The sequence below is a fragment of the Streptomyces sp. NPDC055025 genome (assembly GCF_053608565.1).
The window spans coordinates 13,218-32,833 of sequence record NZ_JBSGVS010000076.1 but is presented as its reverse complement, the minus strand read 5'-3'; the positions used below and the strand labels follow the sequence as shown (position 1 = coordinate 32,833).

The window sequence follows — 19,616 nt, the reverse complement described above, 5'->3', positions numbered from 1 at the left end:
CGCGGCGGCGGCCCGCGGCGGCACTCGCACCGGCGGCGGCCGTCGCGGAAGCGGGCGGCCGTCGCAGAAGCGAAGGACAGCCCGGGGACGAGGACAGCAGGCCCGGCATCCGGGCGCGGGCGGCGGAAGGTGACACATCAGGTGCCCCGCTTCCCCGCACGGTGAACGGTGAGTGACCGGCTCCCGTCCTGCGGCCATGTACACGGCGACGGTTCGCCGACGTCGGTGATCCCTGTGTGGAGATGGGTGTTCGCAGTTGGAATGTCGTTCACGCGCAGGCCACGCCGCGTGTCGACCATCGAGGGGTAACCCGGGGGCAATCCCCGGGCGCTCTTGCTGATGCGCTCGCACTCGGGAGACCGCACCCATGACACGCATACGCTCCGCAGTCACCGCTGTCGACCGTCGCTCCTTCCTCACCGCGACCGGGGCGGTCGGTATCTCCGCGGGCATCGGACTGGCGCTCGGCGCGGGCGGCGGCTCAGGAGAGGCCGCCGCCGCGCCCGGCGCGGCCACCGCGTCGGCGGTGCCCGTCCCTCTCCCCCCTGCCTCCCCCACGCCCGCCGGCACTCCCACCCGCGCTGTTCCGGCGCGTACGACGCTGGAGGCGGTCGCCGCGCCGCGCGACTCCTCCGCGGCCTTCCGCCGCCTCGGCGACGGGCCCGGCTGGCGCCGGGTCGTACGGGAGTCGCTGGCGGCTCCCCGGGCCGGCCGTACCGCCCGGCGCACGGTGCTCAGCTCCTTCGTACAGCTCACCGATCTGCATCTGACGGACGTCCAGCACCCGGTGCGCACCGAGTATCTGCGCTCGCTGGGGGTTTCGGGGTGGCGGCCCCAGGAGGCGCTCACCGTGCCGGGGGCGGTGGCCCTGATCGAGCAGATCAACGCCATCAACGCCGGACCCGAGACCGGGGAGCCGCTGTCCTTCGCCGTAACCACCGGCGACAACACGGACAACAACTCCCGGGCCGAACTCGACTGGTATCTCACGGTGATGAGCGGGGGCCGTATCTCCCCCAACACGGGTGACGGCCGCCGCTACGAAGGAGTGCAGAACTCCGGCGAACGGCTGTTCTGGCACCCGGAGGACTCCCGCCGCGACACCGACAAGCAGTACGGCTTCCCCCGTATCGACGGTTTCCTGGAAGCCGCGATCCGCTCGGTGAACAGCCCCGGACTGCGGCTTCCCTGGTACTCGACCGTCGGCAACCACGACAGCCTGGCCAGCGGTGCCATGGCCGACCGCACCGGCTATCTGGCCGAATTCGCGGTCGGCGCGCGGAAGCTGTACGACATCCCGGACGCCGACGCCAAGGCGCTGGCGAAGATCCTCGCCAAGGGCAGCATGCCCGGCGGCGGTGAACTGATCGATCTGCTGCGCCGGTCGAGGCGCTCGATGCGTTCCGTCACCCCCGACCCCGGCCGGGCGCCGTTCGGCCCGCGCGAGTACCTGTCCGCGCATCTCGACCCGGCGCGCCTGGGCGCGGGCCCGGCGGGACACGGCTACACCTCGGCCAATCTCGACAGCGACACGCTGTACTACACGTTCCCCATGGGCGAGAACATCACCGGTATCAGTCTGGACACCACCGATCGCGCCGGGCACTTCACGGGTTCGCTCGACACGACGCAGTTCAACTGGCTGAAACGGACGCTCAAGGAGCACCGGGACGGATACGTCGTGGTCTTCAGCCATCACAACAGCTGGACGATGACCAATACGCATCCCGATCCGGCCCGTCCCGGCGAGGGCCGGCACAACGGCGAGGAGGTGCTGGCCCTGCTCAACCAGCACCGGCCCGTGCTGGCCTGGGTCAACGGTCACAGCCACCGGAACTCGATCAACGCGCGCGGCTCCTTCTGGGAGATCTCGACGGCCTCGCACATCGACTTCCCGCAGCTCGCCAGGATCATCGAGATCACCGACAACAGGGACGGCACCCTGTCCCTGTTCACCACGCTGATCGAGTCGGCGGCCCCGCACCGGACGGATTTCCACGATCTGTCGCAGACCGGACTGGCCGCGCTCTACCGGGAGTTGGCGCACAACGCGCCGGGCTCGACCACCGCACCCGCGGGCAAGCTGATGGACCGCAACACCGAACTGCTGCTCACACGCTGATCAGCCGCTGGAGCGCCGGACCGTACACCGCCGCCAGATGCTCGGGCGCGGCACGCGCGTTGGCGCCCTCGCGGTGCAGGCTGAGGGTGACGCCGAGACCGAGGAGCAGACCGACGATCAGCTCGGCCCGCAGGGAGCGTTCGGGGCCGGTCAGGAGAGCCGTCAGCCGTCGGGTGATCTGCTCGTCGAAGCGTTCGCGCAGCAGGACGCGCTCGTCGTCGTTGCCGAGGGCGAACACGACCCGCAGCAGCGGGTCTCCCTGCTGCTCACGGCGGCTGCGGACCATGGTCAGCACCAGATGGCGGCCGAGCCCGTCCAGCGGCGCCGCGAAGAGCTGGTCGGCCGCGGGGCCGAAGTCGGCGACGGTGTTGAACAGCCGTTCCTTGGTGCTGAAGTGCTTGACGATCAACGAGGCGCTGACCCCCGCGTCGGCGGCGATACCCCGCAGGGTCACCTCGGCATAGGGGCGGAAGGCGAACGCGCGCCGCGCGGCCCGCAGGATCGCGTCACGCCCCGTCCCCGTCCCCACCTCGACCTCCGCCTCCGCCTCCGTCCCCATCTCTGTCCCCACCTCCGCCTCCGCCTCCGTCGGAGATCCCCCGTCGGTCGGAGATCCCCCCTCCGTGCCGCCCTCACCGGCCCCGCCTCCACCGCCGGCCGTCTCTTCCCCTGCCTGCCCGTTCATGTGCCCTCCTGGGCCAGCGACGCCGTCCGGTCGTCCCGCCCGACCGTACCGGTGGCCATGATCCGCCGCGGCGGCAGACACAGCGTGGCGGGATCCGGACGGGGCGCGTCGGGGGCAGGGGCGGCGCAGGCGGCGGAATCAGGGGGTGCACAGCCGTTCACCCCCAGGGTGAACAGCTGTGCACCCTTGCGACACCCCAGGGCCTCCCCCCGGCGTTCACCGGGCACGCGCCACCCGTGCGTCAGGTGTTTCCGCGACCCTGCACACTGTTCTGGGCGGTTCGCGGTTCGCGGTTCGCCGCCCGCCCGACGACCGCCGTGGGAGGCACGATGGCGCTTCAGATCAGCGCGACCAATCCCGAGCAGCCCGCCGTGCTGCTCGACCTGCCGTGGAACGTGCCGCTCGACGAGTGGCCCGACGCCTGTCTGGTGGCCCTCCCCCGCGGTATCTCACGCCATGTCGTACGGTTCGCGTCCGCGGGCCCCGAGGTGGTGGCGGTCAAGGAGATATCCGAGCGGGGCGCGGTGCGCGAGTTCGGGCTGCTGCGCGATCTGCACCGGCTCGGCATCCCCGCCGTGGATCCGCTGGCGGTGGTCACGGGACGGGTGGACGCGGACGGCGAGCCGCTGGAGCCGGCGCTGATCACCCGCCATCTCAAGGGATCGCTCCCGTACCGCTCGATGTTCGAGTCGACGATGCGCCCCACGACCGTCAAGCGGCTCATGGACGCGCTGGCGGTCCTGCTCGTACGGCTGCATCTCGCCGGGTTCGCGTGGGGCGACTGCTCGCTCTCCAACGCGCTCTTCCGCCGTGACGCCGGTGCGTACGCCGCGTATCTGGTCGACGCCGAGACGGGACAGATCCAGCCGAATCTGAGCCGGGGCCAGCGGGAGTACGACATCGAGCTGGCCCGGGTGAACATCGCCGGGGAGCTGATGGACCTGGAGGCGTCGGGCGCGCTCCATCCGTCGGTGGATCCGGTGCCGTTCGGCGCGGCGATCGTCCAGCGGTACGAGGACCTCTGGCACGAGGTGACACGCGAGTCGGTGTACCCGGTGGACAAACGGCACTACATCGACCGGCGCATCCGGCGTCTGAACGATCTGGGCTTCGATGTGGCGGAGATGCAGATCGAGCGCTCCCCGGTCGGTGACACGGTGACCTTCCTGCCGAAGGTGGTGGACGCGGGCCACCATCAGCGCCAGCTTCTGCGGCTGACCGGGCTGGACGCCGAGGAGAACCAGGCGCGGCGGCTGCTCAACGACCTGGAGAGCTGGATGGCCGGCGAGGACGACTACGCGCCGGGCGATCCGCTGGGCGCCCGCCCGGAGGTGCTGGCGCACCGCTGGGTCCGTGATGTCTTCCGGCCGACGGTCCGGGCCGTACCGCTTGAGCTTCGCGGGGAGATGGACGCGGCGCAGATCTACCACGAGGTGCTGGAGCACCGCTGGTACCTGTCGGAGCGCGCGGGGCGCGATGTGGGGCTGGAGGCGACGATCGAGGACTATGTCGCACATGTCCTGCCGCACTCGGTGAAGGCGATGCTCCCGCCGACGGCGGACGCGTCGAACGCCCTGTCCCCCTGAGCGGCGCCGCCCCGGAACCCACCGGGCGCGACCCCGGCGGACACCGGACGCCCCCCGGCGGACACCGGTCCCCGCGACCGGCCGTGCGTCCGTGCGGCGGCGGGCTCCCGGGCCGCGGTCCGCGGGCCCGCCCACCGGGCCGTACGCGGCGCCTCACTGCAAGGCGCGTACCGCCGCCGCGAAGAGCGACGGCATCCGGGCCGCCGCCGGGACGATCAGCCGCGCGCCCGCCGCGTGACCACTGACCCTGAGCAGCCCTTCCGTCAGCAGCCGGTGGCGTCGGGAGAGCCTGCGCCACGCGTCCTCGTACTCCTGCGGCCGGTCTGCCCGCAGACACCGTACGGCCGCTTCCGCCGACGCCAGCGCGAGCGCGATGCCCTCACCGGTGAGCGCGTCGACATAGCCCGCCGCGTCGCCCACGAGCAGCACCCGGCCCGCCGTACGGCCGCGTACCCGCTGGCGCAGCGGGCCCGCCCCGCGCACCGCGTTCGCGGGCTCCCCGTCCAGCAGGGACAGCAGCCGGGGGAATCCGGCGAGATGGGCGTCGTAGCCGCGCCGTACCGTGCTCAGCACGGCCACCCCCACCAGATCGTCGGCCACCGGCGTCACATACGCCTCGCCCGCCGACGACCAGTGCACCTCCACGAAGTCCGTCCACGGCTTCATGCGGTAGTGCCGCCGCAGACCGTAACGCCGGGGCCCGCGGTCGGGCAGGCTGAGACCGAGACCGCGCCGTACGGGCGAGTGCAGTCCGTCCGCGGCCACCAGCCAGCGGGCACGCAGCCCGCCCGCGCTCACGGAGTCCGCGCTCTGGGCGATGTCGCCGACCCGGCCGGTCACGAAGGTCACCCCGGTCTCCGCGGCCCGCCGCGCCAGCGCCGCGTGCAGTTCCGTACGCCGTGTCCCGAGCCCGGGTCCGTCGTCGAACGGCGCCTCCGCCCGGTGGGATCCGCGTACATACCGGATTCCGCGCAGCGGACGGCCGTGCGGGAGGTCGAGTCCGAGGGCGGTCAGCGCGCGTACGCCACTGGGCATCACGCCCTCCCCGCAGGCCTTGTCGACCGGGGTGGCGCGTGGTTCGATCACCACCGTCTCCAGTCCGGCCAGCGTGGCGTGGACCGCCGTGGCGAGTCCGGCGGGCCCGCCGCCCACCACCAGTACGTCGATCACGGACGCGCGCCCGCGGCAGCCGTCTCCAGGGCGCCGTTCTCACACCGTATCCGGACGGTCAGCAGCGCCGCGTTGAGTACGGTGAACACCAGCGCGGTGATCCAGGCGCCGTGCACGAGGGGCAGCGCGAGGCCCTCGGCCACCACCGCCACATAGTTGGGGTGCCGCAGCAGCCGGTAGGGACCGCCCGTGACCAGCGGCAGTCCCGGCACGACCAGCACCCTGGTGTTCCAGCGGGGGCCCAGCGTACGGATGCACCACCAGCGCAGCCCCTGCGCGGCCACGGCGACGGCGAACATCGTCCAGCCGAGCGCCGGGGCGAAGGGCCGGCCGGTCAGCCACACCTCTGCCAGACAGCCGAGCAGCAGGGCCGTGTGGAGGACGACCATCGGCGGATAGTGCCCCTGCCCCCGCTCGACGGCGCCGCGCTCCAGACTCCAGCGCGTATTGCGGCGGGCGACGACCAGTTCGGCGACGCGCTCCGCGCCGACGGCCAGCACCAGCACCGTGTACCAGATCATCTCTCCCCGTCCCTCTCCGCCGGTCGCGGCCGCTCGTCGCGGCCTACCACCGGAGCAGCACCAGCTCGGAGCAGAATCCCGGCCCCATGGCGAGCATCAGCCCCGCGGTCCCGGGCGGTGGCGGCCGTCGCTCCAGCGTGTCGCGCAGTACGTGCAGCACGGAGGACGAGGACAGATTCCCCACGGCCGCCAGCGAACGCCAGGTCATGTCGAGCGCTCCGCCGGGCAGTTCGAGTGCCTCCTCGACCGCTTCCAGCACCTTCGGCCCACCGGGATGGCACACCCACGCGGTGATGTCCTGGCGCCGCAGTCCGTGCTCGGCGAGGAATCCGTCGACCTCTTCGGGAAGGTTCTTGCGTACGAGGTCGGGAACGCTCGCGTCCAGGACGATACGGAAGCCGGAACCGGTGATGTCCCACCCCATCACCTCCTCGGTGTCCGGGTAGAGATGGCTGCGGGTGTCGACGACGGCGGGACCGGTGGTGCGGCGGCGGGCTCCGCAGGCGACCACGGCCGCCGCGCCGTCCCCGAAGAGCCCGGAGGCCACCAGATTGGCGGGTGACGGGTCGTCGCGCTGGAAGGTGAGCGAACACAGCTCGACCGAGAGCAGGACAGCCACGTCGTCGGGCCGTCCGAGCAGATAGTCGTGGATCCGGGCGACTCCCGCCGCGCCCGCCACACACCCGAGTCCGAAGACCGGCACCCGTTTGACATCGGGGCGCAGACCGAGCCGTGCCACCAGACGCGCGTCCACCGAGGGCGCGGCGATACCCGTCACCGAGGTGAACATCAGCAGATCGACATCGCGCGGGGAGAGCCCGGCCGCGTCCAGCGCTCCCGCGACGACCTCGGCTCCCAGCGGTACGGCCGCGGCGATGAAGGCGTCATTGACCTCGCCGAAGTCCTTGAGCTCCGCGTACCGGTCGAGGGGCAGGGCCGTATGACGTGTGTCCACGCGCGCGCTGCCGTGCAGCCGGTCCAGTACCCGGCGGTCCACCTTCCCGGGCGGGCAGGCCCTGGCGACCATGTCCGTGAGATCCCGCTGGGAGTGCTGATACGGAGCCAGGGCTCCATGGACGGCGGCGATGCGAGTCATCTGCGGTCCGAGGTCGAGGGGAGGCCGAGGGCGACTGACGAGCAATCCCTGCCCCCGCACCGCCGCGTCACACACGAAGTCGCCTGTACGGCCCCGCGACGGCGATATCACTCCGGCGGTATCGCCCCGGCGGTACGGTACCGGGGCTCCCGCGGCCACGGGTCCGCTCCCCGGACGGGTGGGACGGCGGTGTACTCGTACGGTCACCGCGCCCTGCCTACGATGGCCGCGTGGACGCTATCGACGCGCTGGACGCGGCCGGCGGAACGGACCTTCCCCACTCGGTGGACACGGCCGGGCGGGCGGTTCCCGCCGACGGGGCGGGCCTTCCCGGCCGGACGGGGAGCACCGGCGGGGGGCCGCGCGGCGGCGCACCGGGACGGTGGCCGCGCGGGATCGCCGCCCTGCTGGGCGCGTGCCACCCGGGGCCCGCGGCGGCCGTGACGCTGCTGATCGCCGGACTCGCGGTGGCCGCCGGGCAGAGCGCGTCCGGCTGTCTGCTGGTCGCCGCCGCCGTGCTGACCGGGCAGTTGTCGGTCGGCTGGAGCAACGACGCGCTCGACGCGGCGCGCGACACCGCGGCCGGACGCACCGCCAAGCCCGTCGTGCGCGGGGCCGTGGGCGCGCGGACCGTGGGCGCCGCCGCGCTGGTCGCGCTGGCTCTGTGCGTACCGCTGTCCCTGGCGTACGGGTGGCTCGCCGGTGCGGTGCATCTCGTCGGAGTGGCCGCGGCGTGGACGTACAACCTCCGGCTCAAGTCGACCGTCCTGTCGTGGCTGCCGTACGCGGTCGGGTTCGCCGCGCTGCCCGCCTTTGTGACGCTCGGTCTGCCCGGTCAGCCCCGGCCCGCCTGGTGGATCGTCACCGCGGCGGCGCTGGTGGGCGTCGGCGCGCATCTGGGAAACGTGCTGCCCGATGTCGACTCCGATCTGGCTCTGGGCGTACGCGGCTGGCCGCAGCGGCTGGGGCCGGCGCGGATACGGCTGCTGCTGCCCGCCCCGCTGGTGGCGGCGACGGTCCTGCTCGCGCTCGGCGGACCGGGCGTGCTGGGTGCCGTCGCGGTGGCCCTGGCCCTGGTCGCCGGGGTCGGCGGTTCGCTGATGGGCCGCCACCGGCCGAGACTCCCCTTCCTCACGGCGATCCTGGTCGCGGGTGTCGATGTCGCGCTGCTGCTGTGGCGGGGGACGGCTCTCGGCTGAGCCGAGGGTGGCCGGCGCCGGTCCCACGGCGGCCCCGGGCATCGGCCCCGGGCATCGGTCAGTCGGTCGCGGACGCCCCGGCCGCGGACGGGGCGAGCCGCTCGCGGAGGAAGGCGAGCGTGCGTTCCCAGGCCAGTTCGGCGTCCTCGGCGCGGTACACCTGGGGCCGGGTGTCGTTGAAGAAGGCGTGGCCCGCGCCCGGGTACAGCCTGAAGTCCGGCACGATGCCCGACCGGGCCTCGATCGTGGCCCGGAGCTCGTCGAGGGTCTCGGGCGGCACGGTGTGGTCGTCCTCGCCGTAGTGACCGAGGATCTCCGCCCTGAGGCGGGAGAAGTCCGGCATACCGTCCTGGATGACGCCGTAGAACGGCACGGCGGCGGAGACGCGCTCGTCGGCGGCGGCGAGCTGGAGGACGAATCCGCCGCCCATGCAGAAGCCGACGGCCCCGGCCGTGTCACCGTCCGTCCCGGGCCGCGAGAGAAGGTAGCCGACAGCGCCGGAGAGCAGCTCGACGCCCCGCCCGGTGGGCAGTTGGGACATCATGCGCAGTGCCTCGTCGGAGTCGTGGGCGACCCGCCCGCCGTACAGATCGGGGGCGAGTGCGACAAAGCCGGCCTGCGCGAAGCGGTCGGTGACGTCCTTGATGTGCGCGGTCAGCCCCCACCACTCCTGGATGACGATGACGCCGGGACCGTGTCCGGCGGGCGGTACGGCGAGATAGCCGTACGCGGTGGTTCCGGCGCTCGGGAACGAGACGTTCTGGAAGGTGGGTTCGCTGGCCATGGACGGCGCTCCTCGACGGTGACGGGTGGCACCGGGACCGGACGGCCGGTGACACCGAGATCGTAGGGAGCGGGACGGCCCGCGCGCGCACGCCGGGTATCCCGCGCGTGTGGGCGCCGCCCGGCCGGCGCGTATGGGGACGTCCGTCCGGCGCGTGTGGGGGGCGCCCGGCCGTGTGCCTTCGCAAGGTGCCCGACGGCCCGCGCGGCGGTGTCCCACCCCCGGACCTGAATCGTGGCTTCACAACCGCAACACAATCCCCCGATCGAGCGAACGCCCCCCTCCCGGGTGATTCGAACGCGGCACGATGACCTGACCGCCCCAGGCCCGTACGGGCCCTCCGGACATCCTCGAAACTCCGTCCGACGATTCGCCCTTCACCGCCCGTTACACCCTCTTGATCAGGTCCGTTGTCCGAGCGCCTGTACCCGTCGTCGTCATCTCAGGAGGACTCGTGTTCCCCGTTCCCCTTGCCGCCCGTACCTTCCGCGGACTTCGCGCGTTCGAGCACGACGGCGCGACGCCCCGCACGGCCATGCACCGCGTTGACGCCGAGGGCGGTGCCGCCGCGTGAAGCCGCTCCGGTTACCGTTCCCCCTCCCCCGCCGGCTTCCGCGCCTGCTCCGGTTCCGCTGGGGCAGGAGGCCGTACATCCAGAACTCCCCGCCCGAGCAACTGCTCTTCGGAGGCCGGCTGAAGGGATCCTGGGGCTGGACCGTCCATGAGGGCGCACGGCTGCGGACGTCGTTCTGGACGATCCTGCGGCAGATCCCCCGGCTCATCGGCCATACGGTCGCCCTGGCCTGGCAGGCCGATCGGGCCGCGCTGACCGTGGTCGCGATCGCCCAGCTCGGCCAGGCCGCGGCGACGGTCTTCGGACTGCTCGCCACCAACCGCGTGCTGGTCAGCCTCTTCACCGCCGGACCCACCGCGGAGCGGATCACCGAGGCACTGCCCTCGCTGCTCCTGGTCGGCGGGGCAGGCGCGGTGGCGGCGACCCTGCGGGCGGTCACCTTCGGCGCCACCGGGCGGCTGGAGCCGAAGGTGGAGCGGCTGGCCGCGCTGACCATGCTCACCCCGGTGATCCGGGTGGAGATGGAGCATCTGGAGCAGCCGGACTTCCACAAGATCCTCGACTCGGGACAGCACGGCCAGACCGCCGCACGCCATCTGATCCAGCACACCCTGGGCATCGTCGAATCGCTGATGGCGCTGATCGCGGTGAGCGGAGTGCTCGCGGTGCTCCATCCCGTACTGCTGCCGCTGCTGATCGCCGTCGTGGTGCCCAAGGCCTGGGGCACGGTCAAGGCCGCCCGCCGTACCTATGAGTCGATCCAGGTGTGGATCGAGCACGCACGGCAGCAGGGCGCGCTGCGCAGACTGCTGATCTCCCAGCAGGCGGGACCGGAACTGCGGGTGCACGGCGCGGGGCCCTTTCTGCTGGAGCAGTTCGACCGGATGGGCGTCGAGGCCGCGCAGGAGCAGACGAAGCTCGCGCACCGGGAGGCCGGCACGGATCTGCTGACCTCCGCACTGTCCGGGCTGACCGCCGCGGCCACCTACGGACTGCTGGCCTGGCTGCTCACCCATGGCCATATGCCGCTCGCCTCGGGCGCCACGGCCGCGCTCGCGCTGACCAGCGGCACCTCGGGACTGCGCCGTATGGTCACCCATATCCACCATCTGTACGAACAGTCCCTGTTCATGACGGATCTGATCACGGCGCGGGACGAGGCCACGCTCAGGGCCATCCCCGTCGGCGGCACACCGGTGCCGGGGCCGCCCGAGCTGATCGAGTTCGACCGGGTCTCCTTCACCTATCCGGGCCGGGAGACCCCGGCGCTCGACTCGGTGTCGCTGACCATCCGCCGGGGCCAGATCGTGGCACTCGTGGGGGTCAACGGCAGTGGCAAGACGACGCTCAGCAAACTGCTCGCCGGTCTCTACCTGCCGTCGGAGGGACAGGTCCGCTGGGACGGGACCGATGTCCGTGAGCTGGACCGCGACCAGCTCTTCGACCAGGTGGCGCTGGTGCTCCAGGACTATCAGCGGTGGCCGTTCACCGCGCGTGCCAATGTCGCCATCAGCAGGCCGTCCGAGATCCACGACCCGAAGCGGCTGGAGAAGGCCGCGGTGCTGGCCGACGCGCACGCGGTGATCGGTGAACTCCCGCACGGCTGGGACACCCTGTGCGAGAAGGGGTACGAGGGCGGGGTGGATCTGTCGGGCGGGCAGTGGCAGCGGCTCGCCCTGGCTCGCGCGTACTACCGGCAGGCGGCCCTGCTGATCTGCGACGAGCCCACCAGCAGCATGGATCCCGCGGCCGAGATCGCCGCGTTCCAGCAGATCCGCGATCTCGCGGGCGACGGGCAGACCGTCATCCTCGTCACACACCGGCTGCACAGCGTCCGGTCGGCGGATGTGATCTATGTCATGGAGGGCGGACGGCTGGTGGAGGCGGGCGACTTCACGGCGCTGATGGCGGACGAGCACGAAGGGCCGGGCCTGTTCCGGGAGTTGTTCACGCTCCAGTCGGAGCAGTACCGGACGGGCGGCCCGGCGGTACCCGCCCAGAACGGCTCCGTGGCGACGGACCGGGGCGACCGGGCGGACACGGCCGTACCGGAAAGCGCGGGGTGACCGCCGCGCCGGCCCCGGCCGTGATCCCGGCGCGGGCACGCGGCGGCGGTCCCGGACGTTGTGCGAGTGGCTCTGTGCACCACACGAGGAGAGATGACGGAATGGCCCTGTGGGACCGGTTCAAGGAATCTGCCACGACGATGCAGTCACAGCTCGTGGCGAAGAAGAACGATCTGAAGAGCGGCGCCTTCCGGGACGCGAGCATGGCCATGTGCGCCCTGGTCGCCGCGGCGGACGGCTCGGTCGACCCCGCGGAGCGGCAGCGCGTCGCGTCCCTGATCGCCACGAATGAGGTGTTGCGCAACTTCCCGGCGGAGGACCTCCAGCGGCGCTTCGACGCGTCCTTGGACAAGCTGACCGCCGACTTCGCGTTCGGCAAGGTCGGTGTCCTCCAGGAGATCGCCAAGGCGAAGAAGAAGCCCGCGGAGGCGCGGGCGGTCATCCAGATCGGCATTGTCATCGGCGGCGCGGACGGCCACTTCGACAAGGACGAGCAGGCCGTGGTCCGGGAGGCCTGCTACACGCTGGACCTGCCTCCGCACGAGTTCGACCTCTGATCGCGTAGACGCAGGGGCGGTGGCCGCTCCCGGCCACCGCCCCTCACCACGCCCCTCACCACGCCCCTGACCTGGGTGTCAGCTCTTCACGGCCCGTTCGGCGGGCGCCCGCGTGCCGTCGGGCGCGGGCTCCTTCTTGAAGGCCCAGGCCATCTCCGGCTCCAGGGCGAAGCGGAAGATCCGCTGGACCAGGGGCGTACAGAGCAGGGTGACGGCCACGGCGGCGAGGACCGAGACGAAGACCGCGCCCACGGGCCGGTGCAGCCAGTCCGCGTCGTACCAGCCCCAGGTGCTCGCACTCTGCAGGAGGAATCCATGCAGGAGATAGCCGCAGAGCGTGCCGGCTCCCAGGGCCGTGACCCACAGCCGCCGGCCGGGGACCCAGGCGAAGAAGCAGGCGGTCAGGACGAGCGAGCAGCCGAAGAGGGCGAAGGTCATCAGCACGCCGGTCCACCAGGGCACACCCAGCTCCTCCGCGCTGTCACGGTGGAAGAACCACGCCATGTTCATCCGGACGACGGCCCAGTAGGCGAAGACGACGGCGAGGGCGAAGACCGGCACGGCGATGATCCGCACCGCGCGGCGGCGGACGAGCCGGAAGTGCTCCCGCTTCAGCACCGTACCGAGGACGAAGAACGGCAGGAACTGAAGGACCCGTTGAAGATCGAGGTCGTCGCGGATCTGCGGTGAGGTGGTGGCCAGCGCGGCGATCGCCAGGGCGAGCGGAAGCGGCCACCGGACCAGCCGCCAGATGGGCGCGGTCATCCGCCAGATGAACAGCGCGAGCAGGAACCAGGTCAGATACCAGGGGTCGAGCAGGCTGATCGGCATGTCCGGCTCGTCCGCGGCCCAGCGGTGGAAGAGGCTGTAGGCGACCTCGAACAGGATGTACGGGACGGCGATGCCCGTGATCAGCCGGCGCACCCGGTCGGGCCGGAAGTCGAAATTCCGCGAGAAGTGGCCGGAGATGATGATGAACGCCGGCATGTGGAAGGTGTAGACGACGATGTAGAGCGCCGAGACCGCACGGCTGCCGCCCCGCAGCGGCTCCCACGCGTGCGCCACGGCGACGAGGACGATCGCCAGATACTTGGCGTTGTCGAAGAAGGCGTCCCGGCTCTTGGTCCGCGGGGCCGCCGCGGCGGCGGCCTCCGGCGGCCGGGCCGGGGTGCCCGGCCCGGACCGTGCCGCCTGTTCGGTGATCTGCGTCATGGCGCCTCCCCGGGGGAACCCGGTGCGGCGGGAACGCCTCTTAGCGGGGTTGTGGGAGGAATAAGCGGAGCCAACATTCAAGGCACCCTAACGAGTGCGTCAACCATCCGTTAACCCGGGTGTCGCTCATGGGACACCGCGTACGGGAACGGACCGGCGGCGCCGGGCGCCACGAGGACGCCCGGACGCGTACGGACGGAGGGCCTGCTCGTCTACGTCCGCACGAGTTCCTCCGCGAGCCGATCGATCCGGGTCCGCCAGGCGGCCAGTGCCGCGTCCGTGTCGAAGTCCTCGGATCCGCTCTGGACGAGGACGAGCCGGGCGCCGTGCCCCGTCCCCTTCCCCAGCTCCCAGGTGACCGTTCCGCGCGGCTGCCAGGTGTAGGTCAGCGAGTTCGGCGCCCGTACCTCCGTGACGGGGCCCGCCGGGACCTTCTCCGCGGTGAAGCCCTCCGGGACGGGCAGCCCCGCCACCGGCTCGATCCCGGCCGACAGGACGGCCCAGACGGTCTCGGCCGGCCGTACGAGCTGGCGTTCGAAGCGGACCCGGCTGCCGCCCTCGGCTCTTTCGACGGTGCCGCCGTCGAGTCCGAACCGCTTCAGATAGGACTCGTGCAGCTCACCGCTCCGGTCATGGCCGCCGCCGGCCCGCCCGCCGCCGAGGAGCCGGTCCAGCGCGGTGATGCGGAGATGCCAGCCGGAGGCGAAGCTCGCCGCGCCGGGGCGGTCGCCGAAGGTGTGGACGAGGGTGAGCGACGAGCCCTCGCCGTCGGGGGTGATGGTCCAGCTCAGATGGTCGGCGCCCCAGGTGAAGGCGAAGAGGCGGGGCTCCTCGGCATCCGTGACGGTGCCGGCCAGGCCCGGTTCGGGGTCTCCGGGGAAGTGGAAGCCCATCGCGCCGCCCGGCACGAGGTCCAGCGTCACCTCGGACGGGAACCACCGTGCGAGCGCGACGGGATCGGTGAGCGCGGCCCACACCTTCTCCGGAGGATGCGCGAATCGGCGCTCCATCCGCAGGGAGGTGCGGCCGTCGGCGGAGGTGGAGAGGGTGGCGTCGGACAGGGGACCGGACGTGGGACCGGGGGGCGGGTCGGTGTTCATGGGGAGTCGTCCTCCATCGCGTCGATATGCCGTTCGAGCGCGTCGGACGCGCCGGACCAGAGATGCCGGTAGTGGGAGAGCCAGGCGTCGAGTTCCGCGAGGGGCTCGGGCCGCAGCTCGTACCAGCGGCGCTGGGCGTCCTGCCGGACCCCGACGAGACCGGCGTCGCGCAGCACCCGCAGATGCTTCGAGGTGCCGGGCTGGCTCAGCCCGAGCAGCTCCGTGAGCTGCCCGACCGTGTGCGGACGGTCGAGGAGAAGATCGAGGATCTTCCGCCGGTTCGGCTCCGCGAGAACGTCGAACGGTATGGGCATGGCCAGAACATACCCGAATGGCTATATAGCCTTGCAGCCATGCACGGTGTGTCTCCACGCGATTACGCGAGGTTTCGGCCATCGACACCGTAAAGGAGCGCCACTCTGGCCGGATCCGCCTCATGACAGGGCGTCAGCATTTCCTTCATAGTTGTAACTTCGGGCCTCCGAAAGCCGATCTCCGCCCACTGGGGAAATCGGTCTTGGGAATCACCCTGCGGTACCACGCGATGTCACTGCCAAGAATTACGGCGCAGACCGTCCGGCCTCACAGAACGGCGCAAGGAGAGCGGCCGTGCATGACGAATTCCTGTGTCATGTCACCGCATACGGAATCAGCGGTGGACAGCGTATCGGCGTACCCCTCGGCACATATCGCGCTCCCACTCTGGCACTTGCACTGTGGTGGTTGCGGGACCGTGCGACATGGATCGCCGAACGACTCGATCCCAGTCCGGAAAGCCCGCGTTTTCCGGCGGGAGCCCTCACCCCGGTGGGGGAGAGCGTACCGGACGTACCGGCGACGCTCCGGGCCTGGCGGGACGATGTGGCCCACCAGGACCTGGTGGCGGAGCACCTGGCCGCCGGGCGGCTGCTGCGGGTGGCCACACGCGACGACACCACGGAATATGAACTGCTCGCGGAATCGGTGGACGCGCTCCGAATGGACCGGGCGCTTCCGGTTCTGCTCGTCGCGGCGTCCGCACCGGAAACGCACCGCGGGGAGCGCCCGTTGGCCGCTACCGCGGCGATGCCCGGCCATGAGTACCGAAGACATCCGGGCCGCGCCGACCGGCAGCGGATGACGGGGGAGGATTCCCCCGGCGAAACCATGCGGCTGGGACGGCTGTACGGATGAATTTCCCGGCGGGCCCGCAGGAGGGAGCGAAACCGCCGCCCCGGTGATCCCCGGCCGCCGCACGTCGGCCGCGGGTCACTCCGCCGCGCTTTCCCCCTGCGCGATTTCGATATGCGTATGGAGGTCATTCGCCGCGCCCGCCGCCGTGGCGCCGGACAGCGCCAGACAGCACAGCAGCGCGCCCGCGATCAGCCGCCCGGTCGGGGACGCGGCCGGCGGGCCGCTCTCCGCGCCGCCGAGCAGCGCGGCGACCCGGCGGGGCACCGGGCCCGCGGCCGCGGCCAGGACGGCGCGAGGGCGCGCGGGCCCCGGCGCCCCGCCACCGCGCTCGTGCCGGGCCGCCAGGGCGGCTCTGCCGATCGCTCGGGCGGCGAGCCGCCGGTCGCCGACGGCTGCCGCCGCCGCCTCGTCCGCGGTGCGCTCCAGGGCGTAGCGGATCGGCTCGCAGAGGGCGCGCAGGGCGGGATGGCAGTGGGCGGACAGTTCCACGGCCATGAGGAAGAGATGGTGGCGTCCCCGGAGATGGGCGCGCTCATGGGCGAACAGCGCCTCGCGCTCGGCCGGTCCGAGGGCGCGCAGCATCCCCGTGGTCACGACGATCCTGCCGGACCGTCCCGGCAGCGCGTAGGCGTCGGGCCGGCTGTCCCGTACGACCGCCAGTTCGCCGTCCGTTCCGCCCACGGCGCCTCTGGCCCGTCGCAGGTCCGTACGGGTGCGGTGCGCGGCGGCCGCCAGCGCGGCCGCGTGCCGGACCAGCAGCGCCCCGGCGAGGAGCGCGAGCGCGACGGTGACGGCGGGCGGTCCCGCCGTCACCGGTTCGAGGAGTTCGCCCAGCACGGCCACGGGGGGCAGATACGAGGCGCCGGGGACGACGAGCAGCACCAGCGCGGCCGAGCTGCTGACGGCGAGGACCAGCGCGACGGCGGTGAGCAGCCACGCGGCGTGGCGCGGCGCCAGGGCCGCGGCGGCCCGCCGCGCGGCGGGCACGGCGAGGAAGGGCATCAGCAGCGGTACCCAGACGAGGTAGCTCATCCGGCCCGCCCGTCCGCCGCCCGGGAGTCCCCGGCGCCGGACCCGGGTCCGGCGCCGTCCGGAGCGATGTCCCCGCCGTCGAGCAGGGAGCGCAGCAGCCGCTCGTCCTCGTCGTTGAGCTGGGAGACGAACCGGGCGAGCACCGCGCTGCGGTCCTCGTCCTTGGCCAGCTCGGTGTGCATACGCCGGGCGGTCAGCCCCGGGGCGTCCTCGGTCGGCGTGTAGGCGTATCCACGGCCTTCCCTGACCCGGGTGACCGTGCCCTTCTCGTACAGCCGCGACAGGATCGTGGTGATGGTGGTGCGGGCGAGCGACATCTCGAGCGCCCCCTGGACCTGCCCCGGTGTCAGCGGTCCCGCGGCGGCCCACAGCGCCGCCAGCACGCCGGCTTCCAGCTCTCCGGACGGCCGCCGTTCCGCGCTCTCGTCGCCCATGGGAACGCTCCTCCCGTTTTCTTCGTCTACAGTGAAGTAGACCGTCTACAGCACTGTAGACAATCAGATCGTCACGCAGGACACCCCTGCCCATCATTATGGGAGCAGCCCCCTTATGGCCGTATCCGCGCTCGCCGCGATGCCACAAGCCGTGAATCTCCTCGACGCGGGATCCCTGCTCTCCGCGTTCGGCGCTCTCGGTGTCGCCGTCGTCCTCTTCGCCGAGACCGGCCTGCTGATCGGGTTCTTCCTCCCCGGCGACTCCCTGCTCTTCACCGCCGGGCTGCTCTGTGTGCCCGGCACGGCGGATCCCGCGCGTCTCTCGCTGCCCCAGGTGCTCATCGCCTCGGGCGCCGGCGCGCTGCTGGGGGCGCAGACCGGTTACTGGATAGGACGGCGGAGCGGCCGGGCGCTGCTGGCCCGCGGCCGGGCCCGCAAGCTCCGTGAGGGGGCGGCCCGCGCCGAGGAACTGCTCGACCGGTACGGCCATGCCAAGGCCATCGTGCTGGCCCGTTTCGTACCGGTCGTACGGACCGTGCTGAACCCGCTGGCGGGCGCGCTGAACGTGCCCGCACGCCTCTTCACGCTCTGGCAGATCATCGGCGGCGCGGTCTGGACGGCCGGTCTCGTACTGGCCGGGTACGCGCTGGGCTCGTCCGTACCGGATGTCGAGCGCTATCTGCTGCCGATAGTCGCCGTCGTGGTGGTCCTCTCGCTCGTCCCGCTGGTGCTGGAAGTGCTGCGTTCACGCCGCGCGTCCCAGGAGGGGACACGTTGAGCGCGGACACGGGGACGCTCGCCTCCCAGGCCGGCGCGCCGGTGGCCGCGCGATGAGCCGGCCGACATCACCGGCGCCGCCCGTCCGCCGAGCCGCCCATCGGCCCGTCCGTCCGGCACCGCTGGTGGTCACCGTGCTCCTCGCGGCGGCTTTCGCCCTGCTGGCGGTGGTGGTGACCGGCCGGAACGGCGCGCCGCTCCCGCTGGACCGCGACGCGCTCGACTGGTCGGTGGGCCACCGCCCGGCCGAGGCCGTCGCGGTGGCACGGGGCATCACGGCGACCGGCACCGGGATCCTCCCCTATGTGTGCGCGGTCGTGGCGGGTCTGCTCATGGGCCGGGACATGAGGCAGCGGCTGATGGCGGCGGTCGGCGCGCTGCTGTTCCTCCTCGCCGGGCAGGCCGTCCGCTACGGCGTCCTGTACGCGGTCCACCGGCCGCGGCCCCCGGCGGCGGACTGGGCGACCCATGCCTCCCGTTACGCGTTCCCCTCCGGACACGCCACGACCTCGGCGCTTGTGGCGGGCCTGCTGGTCTGGGCCGTACTGCGGCGGAGCGGCGCGGTCCCCCGCCGCGAGGGCGGCAGAGACCGCGAAGGCGGTGGCGCGCCGGGCCGCAGGCTCCTGGCCTACGCGCTCTGCGCGCTGATCGTCTGCTGGGCCGTCGCCGTCGGGCTGACCCGGATCTATCTCGGGGTGCACTGGGCGACCGATGTCCTCGGGGGATGGCTGTACGCGGGTACGTGGATCGGCCTCGGCGTGGCGCTGATCCCCCTCGGACGGCTGCTGCCGCGAGTCCGGCGCGACGACGGAGAGGAGAGAGGCGAAGACGGATGAGGACGTCTTCCGCGGCGGCGGCCCCCGCGGCGGAAGCCCACCGACCCGGCGGGCGATGCGCTCGCCGTGCTCCGGGAGCGCCGGCCGCTCAGAGCGCGCGGTGCATGATGTGCAGTCCGACATAGCCCTTCGCGGGGTGCCGGAACGCCTCCGGCACCGTGCCCACGATCTCGAAGCCGAGCGACTCGTACAGCTTCACGGCATAGGTGTTGGTCTCGACGACGGCGTTGAACTGGATCGCGCGGAAGCCCGCCGTACGGGCCCAGTCCAGCGTGTACTCGACCAGCGCCCTGCCCACCCCGCGCCCCGACCGCGCCGGGTCGACCATATAGCTGGCGGTCGCGACATGGCCGGCGTTTCCCATCTGGTTGTTCTGCGTCTTCGCGGTGCCGAGGACCGTACCCGCCTCGTCGACGGCGACGACGGTACGGTTCGGGGCGGCCAGCAGCCACCAGTCACGGCCCTGGGTCTCGTCGAGGTCGAGCGGGTAGGAGAACGTCTCGCCCGCGGCGACGATCTCATGGAAGAAGGGCCAGATGGCGGGCCAGTCCTCGGCGGTGGCTTCCCTGATCGGCATGCGGTCAGCATGCCGCGCCGGGCCGCCCGACGGCCAGCGCGTTTCACGGGGCGAGGCGATGGCTCCGCGCCGACCCGCGCGCGGGCCCCGCACACGACCCCGGGCGGCCGGACCT

The 19,616-nt window shown here is 72.2% G+C and carries 18 protein-coding genes and 1 pseudogene; 8 read left to right on the top strand and 11 right to left on the bottom strand.

The features are described 5' to 3' along the window. The first annotated feature begins 367 nt into the window (after positions 1-367). Positions 368-2,122, top strand: a complete 1,755-nt coding sequence (locus tag ACWGDX_RS33930) for a TIGR03767 family metallophosphoesterase (RefSeq protein ID WP_453631886.1) — start codon at positions 368-370, stop codon at positions 2,120-2,122. Here ACWGDX_RS33930 and ACWGDX_RS33925 read toward each other — a convergent pair. After that, on the bottom strand, positions 2,112-2,681 hold the full coding sequence (locus ACWGDX_RS33925; RefSeq protein WP_453631884.1) for a TetR/AcrR family transcriptional regulator: 570 nt from the start codon (positions 2,679-2,681) through the stop codon (positions 2,112-2,114). The two genes, ACWGDX_RS33930 and ACWGDX_RS33925, sit on opposite strands and share 11 nt — an antisense overlap. Before the next feature lie 455 nt (positions 2,682-3,136). Here ACWGDX_RS33925 and ACWGDX_RS33920 point away from each other — a divergent pair, with 455 nt between their 5' ends. Next, positions 3,137-4,393 (top strand): DUF4032 domain-containing protein, encoded by a 1,257-nt coding sequence (locus ACWGDX_RS33920; protein ID WP_453631882.1) that lies wholly within the window; start codon positions 3,137-3,139, stop codon positions 4,391-4,393. Positions 4,394-4,546: 153 nt separating this feature from the next. Here ACWGDX_RS33920 and ACWGDX_RS33915 read toward each other — a convergent pair whose 3' ends face one another. Genes ACWGDX_RS33915 through ACWGDX_RS33905 form a run of 3 tightly spaced genes read right to left on the bottom strand, consistent with a single transcriptional unit; the run spans position 4,547 to position 7,180 of the window. Beyond that, a complete protein-coding gene (locus ACWGDX_RS33915; RefSeq protein ID WP_453631880.1) occupies positions 4,547-5,563 on the bottom strand; it encodes an NAD(P)/FAD-dependent oxidoreductase in 1,017 nt (338 codons plus the stop codon). Continuing rightward, positions 5,560-6,084, bottom strand: a complete 525-nt coding sequence (locus ACWGDX_RS33910; protein WP_453631878.1) for an isoprenylcysteine carboxyl methyltransferase family protein — start codon at positions 6,082-6,084, stop codon at positions 5,560-5,562. Before ACWGDX_RS33910 ends, ACWGDX_RS33915 begins: the two co-directional genes overlap by 4 nt. A 43-nt stretch (positions 6,085-6,127) precedes the next feature. Continuing rightward, positions 6,128-7,180: a type III polyketide synthase gene (locus tag ACWGDX_RS33905; RefSeq protein WP_453631876.1), complete on the bottom strand. Its 1,053-nt coding sequence runs from the start codon at positions 7,178-7,180 to the stop codon at positions 6,128-6,130. Positions 7,181-7,410: 230 nt separating this feature from the next. Between ACWGDX_RS33905 and ACWGDX_RS33900 the strand changes: the two genes are divergently transcribed. After that, positions 7,411-8,379 carry a UbiA family prenyltransferase gene (locus ACWGDX_RS33900; RefSeq protein WP_453631874.1) on the top strand — a complete coding sequence of 323 codons (969 nt, stop codon included), beginning with the start codon at positions 7,411-7,413 and terminating at the stop codon, positions 8,377-8,379. Between the two features lie 58 nt (positions 8,380-8,437). Here ACWGDX_RS33900 and ACWGDX_RS33895 read toward each other — a convergent pair whose 3' ends face one another. Next, positions 8,438-9,163 carry a dienelactone hydrolase family protein gene (locus tag ACWGDX_RS33895; RefSeq protein WP_453631872.1) on the bottom strand — a complete coding sequence of 242 codons (726 nt, stop codon included), beginning with the start codon at positions 9,161-9,163 and terminating at the stop codon, positions 8,438-8,440. A 570-nt stretch (positions 9,164-9,733) separates the two neighbouring features. On the opposite strand from ACWGDX_RS33895, the gene ACWGDX_RS33890 reads away from it, so the two are divergent. Both ACWGDX_RS33890 and ACWGDX_RS33885 read left to right on the top strand, forming a co-directional pair. Then, positions 9,734-11,803 carry an ABC transporter ATP-binding protein gene (locus ACWGDX_RS33890; protein WP_453631870.1) on the top strand — a complete coding sequence of 690 codons (2,070 nt, stop codon included), beginning with the start codon at positions 9,734-9,736 and terminating at the stop codon, positions 11,801-11,803. A gap of 101 nt (positions 11,804-11,904) precedes the next feature. Further along, the gene (locus ACWGDX_RS33885; RefSeq protein WP_453631868.1) at positions 11,905-12,360 is read left to right on the top strand and encodes a tellurite resistance TerB family protein; all 456 of its coding nucleotides are present in this window, start codon (positions 11,905-11,907) and stop codon (positions 12,358-12,360) included. Positions 12,361-12,438: 78 nt separating this feature from the next. Here the strand turns inward: ACWGDX_RS33885 and ACWGDX_RS33880 are convergent, their stop codons facing one another. The 3 genes from ACWGDX_RS33880 to ACWGDX_RS33870 form a co-directional block, all read right to left on the bottom strand. Next, the gene (locus ACWGDX_RS33880) at positions 12,439-13,572 is read right to left on the bottom strand and encodes an acyltransferase family protein (protein ID WP_453631866.1); all 1,134 of its coding nucleotides are present in this window, start codon (positions 13,570-13,572) and stop codon (positions 12,439-12,441) included. A 212-nt stretch (positions 13,573-13,784) separates the two neighbouring features. Further along, complete coding sequence (locus tag ACWGDX_RS33875; protein WP_453631864.1) at positions 13,785-14,672, bottom strand: SRPBCC family protein; 888 nt, start codon at positions 14,670-14,672, stop codon at positions 13,785-13,787. Further along, on the bottom strand, positions 14,669-14,986 hold the full coding sequence (locus tag ACWGDX_RS33870) for an ArsR/SmtB family transcription factor (protein ID WP_453631862.1): 318 nt from the start codon (positions 14,984-14,986) through the stop codon (positions 14,669-14,671). The genes ACWGDX_RS33875 and ACWGDX_RS33870 overlap by 4 nt, the downstream gene beginning before the upstream one ends. A gap of 295 nt (positions 14,987-15,281) precedes the next feature. Between ACWGDX_RS33870 and ACWGDX_RS33865 the strand changes: the two are divergent. Then, positions 15,282-15,680 (top strand): annotated as a pseudogene (locus ACWGDX_RS33865) (hypothetical protein); the annotation flags it as partial. Positions 15,681-15,920: 240 nt separating this feature from the next. Here the strand turns inward: ACWGDX_RS33865 and ACWGDX_RS33860 are convergent. Then, positions 15,921-16,877: a M56 family metallopeptidase gene (locus tag ACWGDX_RS33860; protein WP_453631860.1), complete on the bottom strand. Its 957-nt coding sequence runs from the start codon at positions 16,875-16,877 to the stop codon at positions 15,921-15,923. Further along, positions 16,874-17,311: a BlaI/MecI/CopY family transcriptional regulator gene (locus ACWGDX_RS33855; protein ID WP_453631858.1), complete on the bottom strand. Its 438-nt coding sequence runs from the start codon at positions 17,309-17,311 to the stop codon at positions 16,874-16,876. The genes ACWGDX_RS33860 and ACWGDX_RS33855 overlap by 4 nt, the downstream gene beginning before the upstream one ends. Positions 17,312-17,426: 115 nt before the next feature. On the opposite strand from ACWGDX_RS33855, the gene ACWGDX_RS33850 reads away from it, so the two are divergent. Together ACWGDX_RS33850 and ACWGDX_RS33845 are read left to right on the top strand one after the other, a co-directional pair. Further along, entirely contained in the window at positions 17,427-18,089 is a 663-nt protein-coding gene (locus tag ACWGDX_RS33850) for a DedA family protein (RefSeq protein ID WP_453631856.1), read from the top strand. A 52-nt stretch (positions 18,090-18,141) separates the two neighbouring features. Beyond that, positions 18,142-18,924 carry a phosphatase PAP2 family protein gene (locus ACWGDX_RS33845; RefSeq protein ID WP_453631854.1) on the top strand — a complete coding sequence of 261 codons (783 nt, stop codon included), beginning with the start codon at positions 18,142-18,144 and terminating at the stop codon, positions 18,922-18,924. Positions 18,925-19,012: 88 nt separating this feature from the next. On the opposite strand, the gene ACWGDX_RS33840 is transcribed toward ACWGDX_RS33845, so the two are convergent. Further along, entirely contained in the window at positions 19,013-19,501 is a 489-nt protein-coding gene (locus tag ACWGDX_RS33840; RefSeq protein ID WP_453631852.1) for an N-acetyltransferase family protein, read from the bottom strand. Positions 19,502-19,616: the final 115 nt, after the last annotated feature.

Coding starts and splice junctions, on each gene's coding strand:
- ACWGDX_RS33910 (WP_453631878.1), bottom strand. CDS start 6,084: ATGATCTGGTACACGGTGCTGGTGCTGGCCGTCGGCGCGGAGCGCGTC.
- ACWGDX_RS33925 (WP_453631884.1), bottom strand. CDS start 2,681: ATGGGGACGGAGGCGGAGGCGGAGGTCGAGGTGGGGACGGGGACGGGG.
- ACWGDX_RS33855 (WP_453631858.1), bottom strand. CDS start 17,311: ATGGGCGACGAGAGCGCGGAACGGCGGCCGTCCGGAGAGCTGGAAGCC.
- ACWGDX_RS33850 (WP_453631856.1), top strand. CDS start 17,427: ATGGCCGTATCCGCGCTCGCCGCGATGCCACAAGCCGTGAATCTCCTC.
- ACWGDX_RS33875 (WP_453631864.1), bottom strand. CDS start 14,672: ATGAACACCGACCCGCCCCCCGGTCCCACGTCCGGTCCCCTGTCCGAC.
- ACWGDX_RS33920 (WP_453631882.1), top strand. CDS start 3,137: ATGGCGCTTCAGATCAGCGCGACCAATCCCGAGCAGCCCGCCGTGCTG.
- ACWGDX_RS33870 (WP_453631862.1), bottom strand. CDS start 14,986: ATGCCCATACCGTTCGACGTTCTCGCGGAGCCGAACCGGCGGAAGATC.
- ACWGDX_RS33845 (WP_453631854.1), top strand. CDS start 18,142: ATGAGCCGGCCGACATCACCGGCGCCGCCCGTCCGCCGAGCCGCCCAT.
- ACWGDX_RS33930 (WP_453631886.1), top strand. CDS start 368: ATGACACGCATACGCTCCGCAGTCACCGCTGTCGACCGTCGCTCCTTC.
- ACWGDX_RS33860 (WP_453631860.1), bottom strand. CDS start 16,877: ATGAGCTACCTCGTCTGGGTACCGCTGCTGATGCCCTTCCTCGCCGTG.
- ACWGDX_RS33885 (WP_453631868.1), top strand. CDS start 11,905: ATGGCCCTGTGGGACCGGTTCAAGGAATCTGCCACGACGATGCAGTCA.
- ACWGDX_RS33880 (WP_453631866.1), bottom strand. CDS start 13,572: ATGACGCAGATCACCGAACAGGCGGCACGGTCCGGGCCGGGCACCCCG.
- ACWGDX_RS33895 (WP_453631872.1), bottom strand. CDS start 9,163: ATGGCCAGCGAACCCACCTTCCAGAACGTCTCGTTCCCGAGCGCCGGA.
- ACWGDX_RS33840 (WP_453631852.1), bottom strand. CDS start 19,501: ATGCCGATCAGGGAAGCCACCGCCGAGGACTGGCCCGCCATCTGGCCC.
- ACWGDX_RS33905 (WP_453631876.1), bottom strand. CDS start 7,180: ATGACTCGCATCGCCGCCGTCCATGGAGCCCTGGCTCCGTATCAGCAC.